The sequence below is a fragment of the Poriferisphaera corsica genome (assembly GCF_007747445.1).
GTDB lineage: Bacteria > Planctomycetota > Phycisphaerae > Phycisphaerales > Phycisphaeraceae > Poriferisphaera > Poriferisphaera corsica.
In genome coordinates this window covers 3,619,903-3,640,053 of record NZ_CP036425.1, presented here as the reverse complement: position 1 = coordinate 3,640,053, position 20,151 = coordinate 3,619,903, and the positions used below count along the sequence as shown (strand labels likewise).

The window sequence follows — 20,151 nt, the reverse complement described above, 5'->3', positions numbered from 1 at the left end:
ATAGCCTGCATCCCAGCTTCTCCTAACTTCCCACTTATCCAGCCATCCATCTCACGTTACAATAACCTCAGATTGGGACAGTGGCATAACTTCGGATCCCCTTAAAACTTTGCTTTCAAGGCAGCCAATTATGACAACCGTCCGCCCCGGATTTTTCGTTTCGCTTCTCACGCTCGTCACTCTCTCCACCGCTCCGCTATGTGCCGCTGAAAAGCAACCCGACAAAATCCTCCCCAAGCCCACAACCGATGATAAAACCACATATCTCCTGACAGCAGAGCAAAACGAACTCCCCGCCTATCATACCGCCCACTTTACGTCCTTCGCTCACGATGTCCCCGGCTATAATCAGCTTGTCCTTAAAGGTATCGACGTCGTGCAAGCTTCAGCTCCCACCGGCGGCGGCTACTTCATCGGCATCAAAGCTAAACCAACCGAATCACCCATCGGCTACGACCTCGCACTCTTCAATCAATCCCTCCTCAAAGCCCCACGCAAAACCTCATACTGCTCCGGCTCCTCATACTCAGCATTCATTGAAGGCCTCAACATCTACTTCACTCAGCACTCACCTAAAGCAAAACTCAGCCACACACGCCTCGAAGCCCTTCGCATGCAAGAGCCCGATGGTTCTCGTCGTGATGATGGCATCAAATTCTGGGGTCACTGGAATGACGATGGCTTCGGAAATCACTTCGCACTAGTTCAATACGCAAAAATGGGCACCGTGATTAACCCCGATCATGCCCGCCCCGGCGACTTCATGAACATTTCCTGGAACAACGGCGGCGGCCACTCCGTCATCTTCCTCGGCTACTACGCCGATCCCAAACTCAAAGCCGAAGGCAAGCCCTACGCATTCCTTCGTTACTGGTCTTCCCAAGGCTCAACCAACGGCCTCGCCGATCAAACCGTCCCTCTTTCACGCATCAAATCCGTCAAAGTCGTTCGACTCACCAACCTCAATCAACTGTTCAAGTTCAACATCAAGCAAAAAGTAAACCGCAAAATCCCCGGCGACAAAATCACTTGGCATAAACAGTGACAAACCCAACTTCTACCGCAATAATATAGACACTGGGCATCATCAGCATGCCCATTTTCTCTAACCCCTCATCCACCACGCAGCCACAGTTCAGTTTTTCGCCTGAACTCACAAACACACGAAAGGCTCCGCTATGATCAATCCCATTATCGATTGTCACACACATCTCCAGGATGGCTCCTTTACCTCTGACCGTGACCAGGTCATTCAGCACGCTCTCGATCTCGGCATCACACACCTCGTCGTCAATGCGACCTCGCCTGAAGACTGGGATTTTGTCCTCGAACTCCCAGATCAATACCCCGCCATCATCCCATGCATTGGCCTTCACCCTTGGTTCATCAATGAAGTCGATGATAATTGGCTTGAGCTTCTCGAATTTAAACTAACATCCTCTAATGCCCAGATAGGTGAGATCGGCCTTGATCGATGGATCACCCCACGCGATGAAGAACTCATGGAAGGCGTATTCCGTGAGCAACTCACCCTTGCCCATAAACTCAACCGTTCAGCAACCATCCACTGCATCAAAGCCCACGCATGGCTCATCGAGATCCTCAAATCACAATCCATCCCAGAGACCGGCATCCTTCTCCACGGCTTCGGAGGATCCGCCGAAATTGTTAAACAACTCATCACCTTCTCCGACCACATCTATTTCTCTTTTGCTGGCAACGTCCTTGACCCATCACGCAAAAAGTCGCGTGAAGCCATCAAAGCCGTTCCCGATAACCGACTTCTACTCGAAACCGATGCCCCCTACATGATCCCTCCCGATGAGTACGTCATTCGCGGTGAAGACCCCAACGGTAAGTCTCGTAATGAGCCCGCTAACCTCGCCCATATCCTCCCCGGCATCGCAGACATCCTCGGCATCGATCAGACCGATCTCACCGAACAACTCTTCGAGAATGCCGCAAACTTCTTCCCCCAGAATATCAAAATATAACCTTATTTCCTCTCCCCAAATCAGCACATTATCAACACCCCCTCATAGGGTTTGTCGCCCCCAATACGCCCCTCTTTTCAGCCGATCAAATCTTTAGTTCCACTCCGATAGAGCAAAAAACGCGGTTATTCATAGCAGGATGCTAGGCTGTAGGAGCATCAAATCAGTGTTTGAATGTACTCCTCCGACCTCTAAACGCGATCGATAACCTCGTGAACGTTCAAGAGATGGATCTTCCCCAATCTGATAAGGAACTCACACCCCCCACCTAGATGCAACGTCTAGAAGCTAATGACGCACGGTGAACATAGGATCTCATATGACCAAACCACGACCCATCAACGGTCGCGGCCTGTTCGCCGCTTTAACACTTCTATTTATCATCACATCATCCGGGTGTGGTTTCAGTAGCCGTGTAAACCCATCATTCTCGACCTCATACGACGACGCAAAAGTCGAACTCACGCAAATGTCTGAAGATCCCGTCTTACTCAATCGTCCTGTCGTCGTGCTGGGGGGTTGGGGTGATCCCGGCTTCGTGCCAACCTCAATCTCAAAACGTATGCAACTCGCCACCGGCGACACTCGTGTCATTGCAGTCAACTTCCTTGGCACAGGTGGCTTTGACGAGTCCGCTCGCAAAGCCGTACGTGAAGTCGATGAAGCCTTTCCTTCCGATGACCCTAATCAAACAGTAGAAGTCGACGTCATTGGTTTCTCAATGGGCGGCCTTGTCGCTCGCTACGCCGCTATCCCCGTTTCGGAAACCGGTGAAAAGAAATTCCGTAAACGCCTCAACATTAAAAACCTCTACACCATCAGCACCCCTCACAAGGGAGCCGAACTCGCATGGACTGCCTGGTGGGACCCATCCGCCCGCGCCATGATGCCCGGCTCAGATTTTATCGTAAGACTCAACCGCGATTTTAAAGAGAACCATCGCTACAACACCACCGCATACACGAGGCTTCAAGACCTGATCGTCGGCGAAGAAAACGCCGCCCCCGACGGTGTTGATCTCTGGTGGGTCGACAACCGCCCATTCCAAACTGCACACGGCAACTCCGGTACCGATCGCCGTTTCCTTGCCGACATCGCGCGCCGTCTCCGATCCGAACCCCCGCTCGCACTCGGCAAGCCCGCACCATTCCCATGGGAAACAGATGTTCCTCAGGTTCAGCCGACAACCGTACTTGTAAAGAATACAGATACGGATTCGCAACCTTCGCCCGTGATCGCTGAATACAACGCATCACCTGCGCCATCCAACTCAATTTCCCCAGCAACGTCTCCAACAAACTCCGGCGGATAATCTATAACCACCGTTACACATCATCAATCAGTTATAATGACTCCCAGCAAGACCCATAGCCTGTCTACTCTCGGAGTCTATTATGAATCGCTTCATCAGTTCGTGGATGGGCATCCTCTCAACTTGTCTCATCGCTCTAGGTGGTTGCGCCAAAGGTAGAACCAATCCTTCCTTTCCGCTCACCGTGAAGAAAGCTAAGCATGAGTTAGATCTCATGGCCGCCTCACCTAAACCTATCCCTCGCCCACTCATCATCCTTGGCGGCTGGATGGACCCCGGTTTCTCCTCCGAAGGCCTCAATAATCTCATTAAACCCGCCATCACCGAGACCCCCATTATCGCCATTGCTTTCTTTGGCTCGTCCTCCTTCAACGAATCAGCCAACAAACTGATCCAGCAACTCGAATCTCAAATCCCCTCCGATGATCCCAATCAAACCGTCGAAGTCGACGTTGTTGCTTATTCCATGGGAGGGCTCATCGCCCGTTACGCAGCCATCCCTCCGCAATGGGCGCCAAACACAACAACCAACTTTGGCTCAACCCCAACCTCCTCGCGTAAACGTCTGAATATCAAAAACCTCTACACCATCTGCACACCTCATCAAGGTGCAGCCCTCGCTTGGCTCGGTTCCTTCGATCCCAACGCTCGTGATATGAAAGTTAATAGTGACTTTCTTATCGCACTCGACAAAGACTATTCATCGAATAGTCGGTTTAATCTTCGCGCTTACGCTCGTCTCGACGACCTCATCGTCGGCGAGCAAAATACCGCACCCAACGATATCCCCACCCATTGGGTCGGCCGATCTCTCATGGGTGGCGGACACTTCCTTGCCGACCAAGACCCTCGCATCATCGCTGACATCCTTCGCAATCTTCGTAGTGAGCCAGCATACACCACATTTCCATCATCTCCTGTTCCAGCGAGATAAACAGTAACACGAGTCTTTGATTTTCCATAGACAACATCAGCCAATAGTTGCCTGTCTTGGCAGCCTCAGTACTCGCCGACTAAACATATAAACTGTTTAGTAATCTATTCATCCGCTGTATTGATTGCTGATACAACTCATTTAATCGTTATAATCCAAACAGTTCGCCAGCGTTTTCTGATAAGCCTAAGTCAACTTTTTGCTTAAATACGGTAAATACGTCAATTTCAGATTAAACCGATTGTTGATCACCTGATCCAATGCTATCTTTTCTCCCAAGAGGAGAGAGAAGGAACCCCCTTCTTTACCCGGCCATGTTTTGCCGGCCGCCATGGGTTGAGTCCATTCTCTCATTGAATTAATGGCCAGTGTTGTTCCGCCGCAGCTTTGCTGTCGGTTCGCGAACGGTTTGCGTATGTTTGCCGTGAGGAGAAAGATGTCCCGTTTACGACTCATCCTGCCTATTGCCCTGTGTCTACTCATTAGCGCGTATCTCTACGCGCAGCCAGACAATGTGAATATTTCGCAGATCAGCCAGCTCCCCTCAGAGACTGTGGAGTTCGATCACGCTCAATACCCCATCAATCCGCATCTCATCGATCCCGCTGTCGATCCCCCCGCACCGACCGCCAGCAGCAACCGTACATTCGTTCCCGAGCCCGGCTCTCTCATTCTCATTCTTCTTGGTACCCTCGCCATCGCGCGACGCCGTAAAGACAATCACTAAGTCCCACTCTTTCCATCGTATTTCTTTCCTGTCGACATTCGCTTGCTTTCACGCGTCAGTCTAGATTCTTACTTGCTATATTCTAAGAATCTCAGCATGACTATCGCTGTCCTGATGCTTGTTTTTTTGCCATGATGTTTTGGTGTGCAGTAGCAAGACATCATCTCAAGAAGCAGATGATCTGGGTTGATAGGCGAGTCGGGCAGCCGTATTGAAATAAAAAAACGATCCGCAGCCAAAGCCACGAATCGTTAATCTACACACTTAGTATATCGTTACCAGCCTTCACGATACAGCGAGCAAACGTTTCTTTTAACTTCAGTCTAAAAGTACCCATATCCCCCTCACCTTGCTTTCTCTCGTTCCCTTTGTCTTACCCATCTCATACCCAGTCAATCATCCGCCCATCCTACGCTCACCATCTCCCACGCATACCCCTTTTCAACGCTCCTATTCATACTTTTCGTTCATTTCTGCTATAACGAACGGGCATTTTCCCCATTTCTTCAGCTTCCTCGATCCTTCGACCATATCACCGCATTCGCACATACCTCATCCTGAGAAATGCCTATGCGTTATGGTTTTCTATTTCCCCTATTTCCTAGTTGAAGCACGATACGCCGCATTTGCAGATTCAGTGAGAATGAATATTGCCTTCTAATCAATGATTAGAATTCTGCTCTTAAGAAGATGAAGTAGCCAAGCAATGCGATTGCCAGCACAACACTTGTGAAGTTCAGATCTTTCCGTTTGCCTGAAAGGACTTTGATGATTGGGTAGGCAATGAATCCGATCGCCATGCCGTCGCCGATCGAGAATGAGAACGGGATGCCGACGATGATGAGGAAGGCTGGGATGGATTCGGAGTAGTCGTCCCAGTCAATGCGAACAACGTTACGGATCATCATTGCCCCGACGATGACCAGGGCAGGGGCGGTGATGGATGGGTAAGAGGCGATGATCTGGATGACCGGGGTGAAGAAGATGGCTAAAAGGAAGCCGATGGCGACGACGACTGCGGTTAATCCTGTGCGGCCGCCTTGTTCGACACCCGCAGCGGATTCGATGTAAGCCGTTACGGTTGAAGTACCTAACGTCGCCCCGACGGTGGTGCCGAGGGCGTCTGCGCCCATGGCTTTGCCGACGCGTGGGATTTTGCCATCTTTGACGAAGCCTGCCTGCTCGGAGACGCCGATCAGGGTGCCCATGGTGTCGAACATGTCGATGAACAGAAAGATGATGACAAAGGGGAAGACGAATGTGCTAAAGACTGCGGCTATATCCATTTGCAGCAATGTGGGCATGATACTGGGTGGGGTTTCGAGGATGCCGTTTTCAGTGACGTGGGTGAGTGTGAACTGCTGCATGAGTGCGGAATTGGTGACGAAATCACTCTCCGCCCAAGCGGTCATGGGTAGGATATTCTTTAGGGCAATGGCGGTGATGAAGGACGCGAGGATACCTAAAAGGATGCTGCCTTTGATTTTACGATCGTGACACGCGGCGGCGACAAAGAGGCCGACAAGGAAGACCGCGAGGTCGGGGTTGAGAAGGTTATCAGTGAGCGTGATGTAAGTAGCTGCGTGCGGGGCAATTACGGTTGCATTTTTGAGGCCGATGAAGGCGATGAAGAGGCCGATGCCGACGGCGATGGCGTTTTTCATGGAGCGTGAGATGGCATTCATGATAGTTTCACGGATGCCGACGGCTGTGAGTAGGATGAAGGCGAGGCCGGCAACGAAGACAACACCGAGACCGACCTGCCAGGGGGCGGCGTAGCCCTCTTCCTGGAGTGCAGGAATCAAAGTGTAGGCAAAATAAGCATTTACGCCCATGCCGGGTGCAAGTGCGATGGGGTATTTGGCCCAGAGTCCCATGAGGAGGGTGGCGAAAGCGGAGGCGAGGCATGTGGCCATGATGGCGGCTCCGCTTTCGATGCCGGAGGAGGACATGAGGTTGGCCTGAACGAAGATGATATAGGCCATGGTGAGGAAGGTGGTGATGCCTGCGAGTACTTCGGTGCGGACATTGGTGTTGTTGTCCTGCAATTGAAAAATTTTGTTAAGCATTTTTGTTTAATGACTTAGGAGGGTTGCGGGGGACAGAATGTAGACGTTTGGTCGATGGTGTGATTGATTGGATTATCTGAGCAGTGAGTCAAGTGCGGTTACACGGAGGAAGCGAAGATGGAGGAGATGCGGGGGGGATGAGGGGGGATGGGGGGGGAGATGACGTTAGCATAGCTTGTTTGGGTGAGGAAATAAAAAAAGACCAAATGGGTGGTAGATGGCAATGAGATGAAATCCATGCGATGAAGTGATTGATAGGTGGCAGCTGGCGGATGTTTTGAGGTTGTTTTTTAGGAGCGAATGATCTGTCATGAGCGCACAGAAAAGAGCGTGTTCGGACATCTGCGTGCGCACGATCTGTTCGGAAGACGGACAGAAAAAATAAAGCGTCTTGGCGCGCACAGAAGCATCGTTTGGGTGTTATTTTTGATGCAACCTAAGTTTCAAGAACGGGTTATATGAAATTTTAGAAACAGCGAGAAATTGGCCTGAAATCGTCAATTCTGAAGAGAAAGGGGCGAGGTTTGGCGCGTTTGAGGTGAAGAATGGTTAAAAACACAGGTAATCCACGAGTGAATTTGCGCACAAATGCGCGCGTCAAAAAAAGATTGTGCGCATGAACACGATTTTGGTGAACTGCGAAGTGGGTGTGACTCAATTTCAATTTGGTTGATAGCTTGTTGATTGGGCGGTTGATGGTAAGTGTATTGGTGGAGTGGAGTGGTGGTGGAGTGGAAGGTTCGAAGGTTAGCAAACATGCTGATTTCATTGTTTGAATGTGGAATCGTTTTCGGATTTAGGAATGGAGGTGACGTTGGCAGGGGAAGTAGATGATGAGTGCGAAGAATAGTAGGGATGTGAATAATTGTGACTGAGATGAATCAACTAACCATGAGATAGGGTGGGAAGCTGGACAAGTAGTTTTCATTTAGAAGCGTGATGTGTATAGGAGGTCGAGTGTGATATGGTGTGGATTGATGGGGAAGAGGTTGCTTTGGCTAATGAATGTTTAATTGCGAAGAAAGATTGTAGTGGGAGATGAGGACGTGATTTGTAGAATGGGAGGTGTGTTGATAACGATAGATTTTTTGGATGATGTTTGAGGGTAAAGAATGAGTGTATTTGAGCATGTGTGTTGGGATGAGCAACAGTATGAGTTGCCGCTGAGTCGGGATTCGTTTTGGGATGGGATGCGGAAGGGGCTTGGGCGGGTGAGATTACATGTTGAGAAGCATGGGGCGGTGGATTGTGATGGGAATGATCTGACAGAGATGATTGTGACGGGGTGTTTGTTTGATTTTAGTTATTGGCCGCAGGTTGAGGAGGGGCGGACAGAATGGATGTGTGGTATTGCTGAGAAGGCGGGCGCGCTGAATATTGTGGCGGAGCGGTTGTTGTCGTTGAGTGATGTGCCACAGATTTGGGTTGAGCGATCGTGGCATGAGAAGCGAAGAAGAGAAGTCGCTGTTGTTTTGTATGGGCGAGGGGATAAACAGATGAAGGGGTGGGTGTATGAGATGTTTGGATACGATGAAGATTCGGGCTGGTTTTTGGGGTGGGATGAGATTGTTTCGATGGATGGTGAGGCGGGGCTTATATTTGTGTGTGATGCAATAGGCAAATGGTTGCTTGAGGATCATGATCGGTCGGAAGATGATGTGGTGGTAAGATGGTATGACGAGAAATTTGGTAAGGGCAAGGCTAATCGTATATTAGATAAGGTGAAAGAAGAAAAGGTGGGGGTTAAGCGGTATTTAGATGTTGTTGAGCAATTACGAGAGCGATGGTGTGGAGAACGTACGAATGGGCTGCGATGGGAGGATACGCGGGGTGAGGAAATTGTGAAGATGATAAATGATGGCAGTGCGAAGCGTATTGCAGATATACGGCTGGCGAACTGGGGGAAGGCGGCAGATGAGGACGCGTTGGAAATGGTGAGGTATGCAATGCGCGGTGAGGAGGATGTAGCGAAACTAAAGAAGTATTTGGCGGTATTCGGCTTGCGAGAGATGCTGCAAATAGATGATCGGATTCTGGGATGGTTGGCTGATGATGATCGTGAGTTGCGGCGGATGACGTATAACGCATTAGGGCATGTGAAAGATGAAAGGTTGCGTGAGATTGGGTTGGCGAAGTTGAGGAAGAAAGAAGATGTGGTGGATGGGGTTTATCGCTTATTTAAACGCAATTTTTTGGATGGTGATGAGCATGAATTAGTGGCAGGGTTAAGCGTATTTGATGACGCGTTTGATATGCATGATGAGGTTTTGGATCTTGTTGATTTGTTGCAAGGGCGATGTGATGGAAAGTTGTTGAGATTGATGATATTTGCGTATGAAAATACGCCTTGTGGTGAGTGTCGACAGCGTGTGGTTGAATCAATGGAGAAGGCGGGGTGCATGCCAACATGGGTGAGAGATGAGTGGACGTGGGATGCGGTATTCAGTGTGTGATGAGTGATCGAGGGTTAGAATTTGATTTGTATTAATAGGTGGTTGGTTTGATGGCTTGGATTTTGATGAAGTTGTATTGCTGAGTGAGGGATTTGATTTGATTGTTCGTGAAGGGGATTTGGTAGGCTTGGCTGGTTTTCAGGTCATGGAGTTGAAGGAGATCTTTATTGCGGAGGGTCTGATTCATCGAAGCGCTGAATAGAAGGATCTCGTCTTTGGTCGTGAGGAAGAAATAGGTGTCGGATGAGTTGGCGTAGGGGAGGCGAGCGATGTAGATCTCGTCTTGTGGTGGGGTGAGCTCAGGAAAGCGGTAGAGGGTGTAGTCGGTGGCGGGTGAGATTTGGGCGTGCTCGAAGAGGGTGTGTGGGGTGAGGTGGGCGAGAGGAATAGGTTTGTCGGTGTTAGGAGTAAGTAGGGCGATGTTATTGAGGGTTTGCGGGGTTGCTGATTGGTAGTAGATGGTGAGAGAGTTGAAGAGCCATTGACCGGGACGATCGGTGCGGTGTTTTGAGAACACGGCGATGCCGGGGGCGGAGAGTGAGCAAGTGGGGATCGGTTTGGTATTCGTGTTTTGCGGAAGCATGCAGGCGGAGAGGGTGAGAATGAGTGTCAAGAGGAGGAGCTTACTTGCGAATTTGTATGTGGAAGTTTGCATGTCTGGCCCTTGGAATGCGGGGTTGGAGGTTTTGTTATGGGGTTGATTGTCGGTGAGAGAGGGAGATGGGTCAAGAGGTGAATGATGTATGTGGGGGGATGTGGGGGATATGGGGGATGTGGATGCAGCGGATGATTAGAAGGTGGGGTTGGCGTTTGGTGTGTGGGGGGATGCGGCCCGTGATCAGATGTGATTCCGGCTATATGACGAACTGTGAAGTTGTTGCAGGCAATGGATAGCGGGGTTGAAGCACACCCCACGACCGGCGGTCGTGGGCTTGAAAGAGTTATTGGTATGGGATTGCTGCAAGTCGGGGGCGGATTTTGGAAGTTTTAGTTTGATGGACAGGGGGGGATTGTTGCAGGTCAGTGGCGGGTTTGGAAGATTCGTCTAACGAACAGGGGGGGATGGACGGTAGGTGGCGGTGCAGTTGGGAGCTTCAGTGGTTGTGGCGGAGACGAGGTGGATGTTGGGAGGGAGTTTTTTGATGAGTTCGAGGGCGATGTGCTGAATGACACGTTCGGCGGAGGGGTTCGCCCCCCCCGGAACCCCCGGAACCCCCGGAACCCCCGGAACCCCCGGAACCCCCGGAACCCCCGGAACCCCCGGAACCCCCGGAACCCCCGGAACCCCCGGAACCCCCGGAAACTCTGAGTCTGAGGTGTTTGCGCGGGCTGGTTTGGGGAGTGAGAAGGGTGGGATGTCGTTGATGTGTTGGTTATCGAAGGGGGCGGTGATGTCTTTGAGGTACTGTTCGAGGATGTGAAAATCCATGACGGTTTCGATGTCGTCGAGGGTTTCGGATGCGATGGTTGCGGTGATGACCCAGTCGTGGGCGTGGATGGGCTCGAAGGAGTCATCGGGGAGGCGGATGGTGTGGGAGGCGTGAAAGACGGTTTGTGCAGTGATTTCGAACATTTTAATGCGTCAATTTTACACTGGGCTCGATGACCAGTGGGTCGTTTCGTAAGAGAGCGTGTCGAACGTTGGATTGCTGTTGAGCATCCAATTTCCAGCTAGACAATCAACAACGTATTGATTGACCGGTGGGGTTGTTGGAACAAATTGCGGGGTGAGCGGGTGAGGTAAGTGAATGAGGGAGTGGCGAGTGATCGCGAGGTAGAGGAGGGGGAGTACGGGGGGGATGGGGATGTGTGGGGGTTTGAAGGTTCACTATAATAGGTGAGTGATTGAGAATAAAACTCAGTGGCTGCGATGGGGAAAGCTGAGCGGCTGCGATGGGAGTCATGAATCGTGCGTAAAGAGAAGATCATTGGGATTGATTTAGGGACGACGAATTCGTTGGTGGCTTATTGTGATGAGAAGGGGCCTCGGATATTGGGCGAGAGCTTGCCGAGCGTTGTGAGGTTGAGTGTGGAGGGTGATGTTGAAGCGATCGGCGGTGAGGCGCGACGGCATGCTGTGGAGTATCCGGAGCGGACGATACATAGTGCTAAACGTTTGATGGGGCGAGGGTTAAAGGATATTGAGGGGGAGCTTGGGTATTTGGCTTATGAGGTGGTGGCGGGTGCTCAGGATACGGCTCGGGTGCATGTAGGCAAGGCTGTGGTAAGTCCGCAGGAGATTAGTGCGATGATTTTGGGGGAGTTGAAGGGACAGGCTGAACGTGAATTGGGTGAGGCTGTGAAAAAGGCAGTGGTGACTGTGCCGGCGTATTTTGATGATGCGCAGCGGCAGGCAACGCGGGATGCGGGGCGGCTGGCGGGGTTGGATGTGGTGCGGATCGTGAATGAGCCTACGGCGGCGGCGCTGGCGTATGGGTTAGGACTTTCAGGTGGCAGTAAAGATGAAGAGGAATCAGAAAGCAGTGGGATATCGCTTGTAAGCGGAATCTCTACGGGGGGATCTTCCGGGGGCGATGTGAGCTTGAATGTGAAGGTGAATCCGGAAGCATGTGAAAGTGGAGCTGATGATTTGCGCGACGGGTCAGGGGCAGATTTGGAAGGTGCGTCTGACGAACAGGGGGGGGATGATACGAACAGGGGGGGGACGGTGGCGGTTTATGATTTGGGGGGCGGGACGTTTGATGTTTCGATTATGAAGCTGAATCGTGGGGGTGAGGGGGGGAGTGTTGATCAAGTATTAGGGACGGCGGGGGATACGCATTTGGGTGGGGATGATGTGGATCGGCTGCTGGTGGAGATGATGCAGGGCGAGATTCGGGAACAGTTTTTCGATGGGAAGGCGGTGCAGTTTCCAGCGAGCACCCGGCAAGCGTTTCGTAACTTTGCAGAGGCGATGAAGATTCGGCTGTCGAATGAGATGGAGGCGCGGGTTGAGGTCCAGGTGGGCGAAGGGCAGGTTTATGAGCGGGTGGTGAAGCGGGATGAGTTTGAGGGGATGATTGATGGGTGGGTGGCGAAGACGCTCGTGGCGTGTGGCAAGGCGCTGAAGGGTGCAGGTTTAAGCGCTGATGAGGTAGAGCGGGTGGTGATGGTAGGTGGTTCGACGCGCATCCCGTATGTACGGCAGAAGGTGAGCGAATATTTTGGTGTGCAGTGCTATACGGCATTGAACCCAGATGAAGTGGTGGCGATGGGTGCGGCGGTGCAGGGGGCGGTGCTGATGGGTGTGAAGCAGGACATGTTATTGCTGGATGTGATTCCGTTGGGATTGGGGATTGAGACGATGGGGGGCGCGGTTGCGAAACTGATTACGAGTAATACGACGATTCCGACTCGGGCGACAGAGATTTTCTCGACGTATGTGGATGGGCAGACGAATGTGAAGATTCATGTATTGCAGGGCGAGCGAGAGTTGGTTGAGGATTGTCGGAGCTTAGGTGAATTTGAGCTAAGGGGGATACCGGCGATGCCGGCGGGGCTCCCGAAGATTGAGGTGATGTTTTTGGTGGATGCGAATGGGGTGCTCAATGTGATGGCAACGGAGGTGAGGAGTGGTAAGCGTGCGTCGATCCAGATCATCCCGAATCATGGGCTGACACGTGATGAGGTGGAGTTGATGGAGAAAGAAGGCTTTGAGCATGCAGTGGAGGATATGAATATGCACCGGCTGATTGATCTGCGGATGAATTCGCGGTTGGATATTCGGAATATCAAGAAGCAACTTGAGCGGGTGGCGGATGAGATTGACGAGGGGTATAAGCGCGAGATAGACGATCATATGGCGAAAGTTCAAGGGTATATTGATGCGGATGGGCCGAATGGGGATGAATTTCAGGAGGCGATGACAGCGATGGATCATGCGACAATTCGGCTTGCCGAGATGAATATCAAGAAAACGCTTCGAGATGAGGGGTTGGACGGTCAGTAATCTTAAGTTTTGAATGAGGCAGGTGAGGTTTATGATGGGCAAGATGATTTGTGATGATGTTATCAGGTGGGCGGCTGTGTCTATGCTTGTGTTAGGGGTTATGTTCGGTGTTGGGGGAGATTTGTATGGGCAGCGGACTGGGAGGCGTGAACGTCAGCGGTCGATTACAAAGCAGAATATGACGAGCTGGGAGAGTGAGCATTACAAGGTTTACACCAATCTGGAACGCGAGGCGGTTGAGAAATACGTTGAGCATTTAGATGAGGTTTATGAAGCTTATATAGAATTTTTTGCGGGGTATGATGTCCGCAAAAGCGGGCGAAATAATGCGTATTTGTTCGCGACGCGGCAGGATATGTTGAATTTTTTGAAGCGTCAGGGGATTGATGCGCGGCATGCGGGTGCGATGTTTGTGCCGGGGTGGGGCGTGGATGGTTTGGTGGTGACGGTTGAAGGGTGGTCGGAGAGTGGGACGATGGGTGTGTTGAGGCATGAAGCGTTTCATCAGGCGGCTCATCAGTTTATGGGAGATCGTTTGCCGACATGGATGAATGAGGGGCTGGCGGAATATTTTGATACGAGCTGGTTTGTTGAAGGGCGATTTGTCGAAGGCGTGGTGGATATGGATCGTGTCAGGTCAATGCGAGATGCGGTCAAACGAGGTGCGTTTATTCGTCTTGATGATCTGTTCAAGATGACGAACGAGAAGTGGGCGAAGAATATGCGTAAGCGTGTGGGGGGAAGGCGAGCTCGCGTATCAAGCAAGATGCAAGGTGGGAAGCATCAGTACACTCAATCGTGGTTGGTCGTGCATTTTTTTATGCAACATGAGAAGCAAGCGGTGCGAGATGCCTTTGAAAAATATTTGAGAGTGATTGGTAGAGGGCGTACACATCGGCAGGCATATGCATCGGCGTTTAATGGGGTGAAGATGCGTGATTTGGAAAGATACTGGGTGGATTATGTGATGGGGCTAGGGTTTGATGATTTTGGTGAGATGCAACTGGAAACATTGTTTTTAGGTGAAATGGTTTGGGAACTATTTAAGAAGCATGGCCAAACTGGAGGTGGTGAAGGTGGGGCTGGGGGCGGATTGTTGTGGCAGGGAGAGAGCGTGCTGAAAGAGGAAATGAGGCGGTTGAAGTTTGAGATGAATGTGAAGATGGATCGGATTGGTGAGAAGCGATTCACAACGAAGGATGAAGATGTGTGGTGGTATCAAGGTAAGGATGGCGAGAAGTATCGGTATGAGTTTGAGATTCAGGAAGGTGGTGCGGGGTATCAAGAGGTTTGGATCAGCGCGAAGGAGATGGAGCCTGCGGTGAGATTCAAGGTGTTTGCGAAGGGGGCGAATCATGAAGGGATGCGATTTGAAATGTTGTATGATTGGGATGGGTTTGGTGATTTGGCGGTCGTGGAGGAGGCAGAGGAGATTGTTGAGGTAGCAGGCCGTGATGAGCGGCGCAGGCGGTGATTTGAATGGAGTAATGTGTTGATTAGGCGAGATGAATTTGAGAATGGTGTTGTGGTGTACCGGTCGAGTTTGATCGAGGATTTTTGTGGTGATGTGGTGGTGCATGGATTTAGTACGCGGTTGAGTGGACTTAGCCCCCGGAAGTTGTTCCCTGAAAAAGAGGAGCAAGGAGAGGTTTATTGCGGGGGGGATTATGAAGGATTAGATTTGGGGGTGGAGGGTGAGGCGAAGTATACGTCGGCTAACTGGCGAAAGCTTCGGAAAGTGATGGGGATGCGGCGGATGGTTAGGCGAGAGGTTCGGCAGGTGCATGGCGGTGAGGTGAAGACATGGTCGTCAGAGAGTGAGTTGGTGAAATTGTGTCATGCGCCAGAGGCGGATGGGATGGTGAGTGGGAATCAGGGAGAGATACTTGCGATTAGGACGGCGGATTGTGGATCGGTACTTTTAGTTGGGAAAGATGGTCATGGGGATGTGGTGATCGGTGCGCTGCATGCGGGTTGGCGGTCTGTGGTTGCGGGGGTTGTTGAGAAGACGGTCAAAGAGATGGTGGAGATGGGTGTTGATGTTGGTGGGGTGGTGGGTGCTGTTGGGCCTTGTATTGGGGTTGGGGCGTTTGAGGTGGGAGAGGAAGTGGTGAGTGATTTTAGGAATGTGGGATTGGAGGATTGTGTTGTAAGAGGGGGGGGGATGATGAAGCCACATATTGATTTGCGAGGGGCGATCGCGCGACAGCTAGAAGAAGCGGGTGTGTCTAATAGTCGGATAGATGTTTGTGATGTGTGTACGTTTGAGCGGGCGGATGAGTTTTATAGTTACCGGCGGAGTGTGGGGCGAAATGGGTTAGGTGGATGCGGAAGAATGGCGGCTGTGATTGGGAAGAAATAGTGTTAGACGCAAGCGGTTCCTGATAAATGTCAGAATACCATGATATTTTTCTTTTGGATGATGGTTATTGAGGCGTACTTGTGTTGGGGGCTAGTGAGGGTGTGGTTGGGATTGAATCAAAAAATTGTTTGATCTGCTTTTTAGATTTGAGGGTGATGAGTTTTTGGTGCGCGTTTGCGGTGGTGAGAGTTTTCTCAAAGTGAGGGTGTAATCGTCTTTTGAAAGTGTAGACGTATTTGTAAAAAGCGAAATCCGAGATAGAACGTTGACGGTTTGTTTTGTGGGCTTCTTGAATGCGAGCAGGGAAAGAATGTTCTACGTTGAGGAATTGAAGGATGGAGCGTTTGGTGATGCGGAAGAGGCAGAACCATGTGGGGAGGTCGACATGGATGATGAGATCGGAGGCGGCGAAGCGTTCGGTGAGGAGTACGGATGCGTAATTGGAGTCGATGATCCATTGGGATTGCTCGATAATGGGGGCGAGGATTGGGTTGCGTTTTTCTCTTGGTGTGAGAACCCAGTTTTCGTGCCAATAGATATCGTCGAGGTCGTGGAGGGGGAGGTTGAGTTTTTGGGCGAGTTGTTTGGCGAGTGTGGACTTGCCACCGCCGCAACATCCGATGATGGTGATGCGGTTGAGGGAGGTTAGATTGATTTGCGAATGTGAATGCATGAAGAAAAAATGATAGCGAGTTGATGATGGTGGTCAATGAAAAAACCCACATCGTGGAGATGTGGGTTTGATGATCTAGTTTTTTGTTGTCTAACTTGAGATTAGTCGAGGGGGGTGAGTGGGTTGATGACGAGGCCGGTGGCGAGTTTGGGGAAGAAGTATGTGGACTTGGCGGGCATGACTTCGTCGGCGAGTGAGACGCCCATGACGGATTGGAGTGGGGTGTATTGGACGATGATGCCGAGGCGGGGTTGATCGTTATCGTCGGTTTGCTCGGTGAGGTTTCGGAAGTCGTTGATATCGGCGGTGTATTTGTAGCCGACGTCATCGGGGTTGGTTGCGAAGTTGGGTTTGAGGATTTCTTCGACGAGCAGGTGCTGAAGGATGGCGACGTCGAGGGTTCGCCAAACTTCGGGCTTGTCGGGTGTGATGTTTGCGAGTGGGTCTGGAGAGGTTGTTGAGATGGTATAGGTTGTTTTGGTTTGTGGGTCGTAGAGTGCCATCGCGTGGTTGCCTGCCCCGGGAAGTGTGTTTTCTAATTCCGCGAGTTCATCGGGTGAATGTTTGGTTGCGTGGACGATGATGTCGGAGCGTTTGGCGGCGATGGTGAGGAATTTTTCGATTGAGAAGTCGGTCATGCCGGTGATGACGCGATGGGTTGGGAGGACGATCATGCCGGGGTCTTCGGCTGCGACGAGAACGAAGAGGCAGGTTGATGCGTCAGGGTTGTTGGGATTGTTTTTGTGGTAGTTGAGGGCAGTGGTGTAGCGATGATGGCCATCGGCGATGTAGACGGGTGCGGTTTTGAAGAAGGACTGGAGTGAGTCGATGAGTGATTCGTCGTCAACGATCCAGACGCGGTGTAGGACGTTGTCGTTTTCGGTTGTGCCTGTGAATGAGGGGTTGGTTGTGTAGATGGATTCGAGTTGGTCGGCGACTTGTTTTTGTGAGTCTGAGTAGACGCCGAAGATTGGTGAGAGTTGAGATTGGGTTGCGTTCATGAGTTTGTAGCGATCGTCGAGGCCGCCTTGGATGGTCATTTCGTGGCGGAAGATGCCGTTGGATTGGTTGAACTCTTCGAGCTTGAGTGCGGCGAACATGCCGCGGCGTGCATGGGATTTGCCTTGGGCGGTGTATTGTTGTTCGTAGAGGTAGATGGCCGGTTTGGGGGATTGTTTGAGGATGCCTGCGTCGATCCATTGCTTGAAGAGATTGGCAGCATCGTTGTATTTTTCGTCTGGGCCGACGGTTTTGGGTGGTGTGACGGGGAGATCGACGGCGACGATGTTGTTTGGTGATTGAGAGAGGAGTTGTTGTTTGGGGCCTTCGTCGAGGACGTCGTAAGGTGGGGCGATGAGGTCGGAGATATCTTCACCTGAGCCGATGGAATAGGTAAGGGCTTTGATGGGTTGTAATAGTGGCATGGGTGGGGTTACTCCTCAAAGCTGAGTGATGTCGGTGGAAGCCAATAGGTTACACGGCTGAGGGGGTGTGGGAAAATGGGGGCTGGCTTATCCAGAGGAATTAGCGCGATTTTAGAAGAGGGAAGGGGTGTTGTGTGCGCGTTGATTGCAGTGAGTCGCGGGGGAATGGGGTGATGCTGTATTGGCGGCGGGTTTATACGGATTGGCTTGGCATGGTGGTTGCTGATGTTTTATTGGTCTTTAAAGTAATACGTGGCTGCGGTTGCGGGTAGCAAAGGTAGGAAGTGAAAATGAAATTGCCTCCAGAAAAAAAAGAATTGGATCAGTCTAAACGCCCTGAAGAATATGCGCGTATCCGCAGTATACAGCTAGAGTTAGCTCAGCGTGGACGGATTATGGAATCTGCGAGATACGCGATAGAAGCAGCGAAGTTGAGGGATAGCAGGCGGATGCTTGCTAGGTAACCTGTAAGTCTCAATATGACATAGCGATATGAGAAAAAGTACGGATTTAAGCAGACTGAATAGTGTTGTAACGTCTTTGCGATGAGCTGAGGCGTTTTTTTGTGGGGCAAAGAGGGTTGGGAGGGTTTTTCGTCGTGTGGAAGCTCAGAATGATGGATCTTGAGGTGACGATTGAGAGGGGGGATGGTACGCTTTTGGGGTATGACAAAGCTAACAGTTCCAATCATGGTGTACAGTGTTGAGCAGGGTCTGGCAGATGCGGCGAAGGCGGCGGAGGCTGGGGCTGATCTTGTGGAGTTTCGGATTGACCATTTTGGAGAATGGGAAGCGGGGGCGAGTGGGGTTGGAATGTTGGTGGAGGGGAGTGCGTTGCCGTGCATTGTGACGTGCAGGCCGGTGTGGGAGGGGGGAGAATATGATGGGGATGAGATGGAGCGGGTGAGTGCGTTGGAGCATGTTTTGGAGAGTGGGGGGGCTGGGCCAGCGTATATTGATTTTGAGTTGTTGGGTTGGGAGAAGAGTGCGAATATTCGGCAGAAGGTGAAATTGGCGATTGAGCATGAGGGGCAGGTACGCGGTGTAGAGACGGGGTTGGTATTGTCGTCGCATGACTTTAGGGGGCGGCCAGGGGATTTGCTGAGGCGTGTCGAGAAGATGGTGGAGGTGGATGCATGTCGAGTGATTAAGGTGGCGTGGGCGGCGAAGAGTTTGCGGGATAATTTAGAGGCGTTTGAGATTATTGAGAAGAGGTGGAAGCCGACGATTGCGCTGTGCATGGGTGAGTATGGATTGGCATCGCGTGTTCTAGCGAAAAAGTTTGGTGCGCTGTTGACGTTTGCGGTGCTTAGTAATCAGGAGGGGACGGCGCCGGGGCAGCCGACAGTAGAAGATCTGAAGGGTCTCTATCGGTGGGATAGGCTGGGAAAAAAAACGAAGGTTTATGGTGTGGTGGGTTATCCGGTTGGGCATTCGATGAGCCCGCAGATACATAATGCTGGGTTTGATGCGGTGGATTATGACGGGGTGTATTTGCCGATGCCGGTGGCGCCAGAATATGAGGCGTTCAAGGCGACGGTGGGGACATGGCTGGATTACCAATCGCTTGATTTTAAGGGTGCGTCGGTAACGATCCCGCATAAGGCGAATTTACTGAGGTTTGTTGAAGAAGAAGGTGGTGAGGTTGAAGAGCTGAGCCGAACCATTGGGGCGGCGAATACGCTAGTGGTGCGGGAGGATGGATCGTTGTATGCGTGCAATACAGATTATGCTGCGGCACTGGATTGTGTGTGCGAGAAGATGGCGATTAAGCGCGAAGGTTTGAATGGCAAGAGGATTGCGGTGCTCGGTGCTGGAGGTGTGGCGAGGGCGATTGTGGCGGGGTATACGGCGTATGGCGCAGAGGTTGTTGTTTTTAATCGAACGGTGCAGAAGGCAGAGGCGCTGGCAAAGGAATTTGGTTGCGAAGCGAAGGGGATGGATGAGGCTAGTACGTTTAAAGGTGATCTAATTATTAATTGTACACCGATGGGGATGCATCCGAATGAGGGAGAGACGCCGCTTGCGGGGTATGCGTTTGAGATGGGGATGGTGGTGTTTGATACGATTTATAATCCGCTGGAGACGCAGCTATTAAAGGATGCGAAAGCGGCAGGGTGTGTGACTGTGAGTGGTGGAGAGATGTTTGTTAAGCAGGCAGCGGGGCAGTTTGAAGCGTGGACGGGAAAAGATGCGCCGCTAGATGTTTTTGCGAAAGAATTAAAAAAGTACTTGGGTTTATAGTCATCAATAAT

At 51.3% G+C, this 20,151-nt stretch carries 20 protein-coding genes; 14 read left to right on the top strand and 6 right to left on the bottom strand.

What is annotated here, in order from left to right; translation table 11 throughout:
* The first annotated feature begins 130 nt into the window (after positions 1–130).
* Positions 131–1,045 (top strand): hypothetical protein, encoded by a 915-nt coding sequence (locus KS4_RS14855; protein ID WP_145079863.1) that lies wholly within the window; start codon positions 131–133, stop codon positions 1,043–1,045.
* Here the strand turns inward: KS4_RS14855 and KS4_RS14850 are convergent.
* Positions 1,026–1,205, bottom strand: a complete 180-nt coding sequence (locus KS4_RS14850) for a hypothetical protein (protein WP_145079860.1) — start codon at positions 1,203–1,205, stop codon at positions 1,026–1,028. The two genes, KS4_RS14855 and KS4_RS14850, sit on opposite strands and share 20 nt — an antisense overlap.
* Between KS4_RS14850 and KS4_RS14845 the strand changes: the two genes are divergently transcribed.
* The 4 genes from KS4_RS14845 (at position 1,179) to KS4_RS14830 (ending at position 4,967) form a co-directional block, all read left to right on the top strand.
* Complete coding sequence (locus tag KS4_RS14845) at positions 1,179–1,994, top strand: TatD family hydrolase (RefSeq protein WP_145079857.1); 816 nt, start codon at positions 1,179–1,181, stop codon at positions 1,992–1,994. The two genes, KS4_RS14850 and KS4_RS14845, sit on opposite strands and share 27 nt — an antisense overlap.
* A gap of 319 nt (positions 1,995–2,313) precedes the next feature.
* Positions 2,314–3,306 (top strand): alpha/beta fold hydrolase, encoded by a 993-nt coding sequence (locus tag KS4_RS14840; protein WP_145079854.1) that lies wholly within the window; start codon positions 2,314–2,316, stop codon positions 3,304–3,306.
* Positions 3,307–3,388: 82 nt separating this feature from the next.
* Positions 3,389–4,240, top strand: a complete 852-nt coding sequence (locus KS4_RS14835) for an alpha/beta hydrolase (protein ID WP_145079851.1) — start codon at positions 3,389–3,391, stop codon at positions 4,238–4,240.
* Between the two features lie 436 nt (positions 4,241–4,676).
* Entirely contained in the window at positions 4,677–4,967 is a 291-nt protein-coding gene (locus KS4_RS14830) for a PEP-CTERM sorting domain-containing protein (RefSeq protein WP_200761320.1), read from the top strand.
* 668 nt (positions 4,968–5,635) lie between these two features.
* Here the strand turns inward: KS4_RS14830 and KS4_RS14825 are convergent.
* Positions 5,636–7,036: an NCS2 family permease gene (locus tag KS4_RS14825; RefSeq protein ID WP_145079845.1), complete on the bottom strand. Its 1,401-nt coding sequence runs from the start codon at positions 7,034–7,036 to the stop codon at positions 5,636–5,638.
* 1,112 nt (positions 7,037–8,148) lie between these two features.
* Here KS4_RS14825 and KS4_RS14820 point away from each other — a divergent pair.
* Complete coding sequence (locus KS4_RS14820; RefSeq protein WP_145079842.1) at positions 8,149–9,489, top strand: hypothetical protein; 1,341 nt, start codon at positions 8,149–8,151, stop codon at positions 9,487–9,489.
* A gap of 31 nt (positions 9,490–9,520) precedes the next feature.
* Here the strand turns inward: KS4_RS14820 and KS4_RS14815 are convergent, their stop codons facing one another.
* Positions 9,521–10,144, bottom strand: coding sequence for a hypothetical protein (locus KS4_RS14815; RefSeq protein ID WP_145079839.1), 624 nt, complete (start codon positions 10,142–10,144; stop codon positions 9,521–9,523).
* Between the two features lie 65 nt (positions 10,145–10,209).
* Between KS4_RS14815 and KS4_RS17745 the strand changes: the two genes are divergently transcribed.
* Complete coding sequence (locus tag KS4_RS17745) at positions 10,210–10,383, top strand: hypothetical protein (RefSeq protein ID WP_200761319.1); 174 nt, start codon at positions 10,210–10,212, stop codon at positions 10,381–10,383.
* 5 nt (positions 10,384–10,388) lie between these two features.
* Positions 10,389–10,538, top strand: coding sequence for a hypothetical protein (locus KS4_RS17935; protein ID WP_234698813.1), 150 nt, complete (start codon positions 10,389–10,391; stop codon positions 10,536–10,538).
* On the opposite strand, the gene KS4_RS14810 is transcribed toward KS4_RS17935, so the two are convergent.
* Positions 10,535–11,062, bottom strand: coding sequence for a 6-pyruvoyl trahydropterin synthase family protein (locus KS4_RS14810; RefSeq protein ID WP_145079836.1), 528 nt, complete (start codon positions 11,060–11,062; stop codon positions 10,535–10,537). The two genes, KS4_RS17935 and KS4_RS14810, sit on opposite strands and share 4 nt — an antisense overlap.
* Before the next feature lie 336 nt (positions 11,063–11,398).
* On the opposite strand from KS4_RS14810, the gene KS4_RS14805 reads away from it, so the two are divergent.
* The 3 genes from KS4_RS14805 to KS4_RS14795 are packed head-to-tail and all read left to right on the top strand — an operon-like array spanning position 11,399 to position 15,800.
* Positions 11,399–13,438, top strand: coding sequence for an Hsp70 family protein (locus KS4_RS14805; RefSeq protein WP_145079833.1), 2,040 nt, complete (start codon positions 11,399–11,401; stop codon positions 13,436–13,438).
* A gap of 34 nt (positions 13,439–13,472) precedes the next feature.
* Positions 13,473–14,912: a DUF1570 domain-containing protein gene (locus KS4_RS14800; RefSeq protein ID WP_200761318.1), complete on the top strand. Its 1,440-nt coding sequence runs from the start codon at positions 13,473–13,475 to the stop codon at positions 14,910–14,912.
* Between the two features lie 18 nt (positions 14,913–14,930).
* Entirely contained in the window at positions 14,931–15,800 is an 870-nt protein-coding gene (locus KS4_RS14795) for a polyphenol oxidase family protein (protein WP_200761317.1), read from the top strand.
* Positions 15,801–15,864: 64 nt separating this feature from the next.
* Here the strand turns inward: KS4_RS14795 and KS4_RS14790 are convergent, their stop codons facing one another.
* Positions 15,865–16,473, bottom strand: a complete 609-nt coding sequence (locus tag KS4_RS14790; RefSeq protein ID WP_145079824.1) for a P-loop NTPase family protein — start codon at positions 16,471–16,473, stop codon at positions 15,865–15,867.
* A gap of 101 nt (positions 16,474–16,574) precedes the next feature.
* Positions 16,575–17,897 (bottom strand): DUF1015 family protein, encoded by a 1,323-nt coding sequence (locus KS4_RS14785; RefSeq protein ID WP_145079821.1) that lies wholly within the window; start codon positions 17,895–17,897, stop codon positions 16,575–16,577.
* Positions 17,898–18,031: 134 nt separating this feature from the next.
* Here KS4_RS14785 and KS4_RS17740 point away from each other — a divergent pair, with 134 nt between their 5' ends.
* The 3 genes from KS4_RS17740 to aroE all read left to right on the top strand — a co-directional run bounded on the left by KS4_RS17740 (position 18,032) and on the right by aroE (position 20,140).
* Positions 18,032–18,169, top strand: coding sequence for a hypothetical protein (locus KS4_RS17740; RefSeq protein ID WP_200761316.1), 138 nt, complete (start codon positions 18,032–18,034; stop codon positions 18,167–18,169).
* An 18-nt stretch (positions 18,170–18,187) separates the two neighbouring features.
* On the top strand, positions 18,188–18,361 hold the full coding sequence (locus tag KS4_RS17735) for a hypothetical protein (RefSeq protein WP_200761315.1): 174 nt from the start codon (positions 18,188–18,190) through the stop codon (positions 18,359–18,361).
* Between the two features lie 201 nt (positions 18,362–18,562).
* Positions 18,563–20,140, top strand: coding sequence for a shikimate dehydrogenase (gene aroE, locus KS4_RS14780; protein WP_234698812.1), 1,578 nt, complete (start codon positions 18,563–18,565; stop codon positions 20,138–20,140).
* Positions 20,141–20,151: the final 11 nt, after the last annotated feature.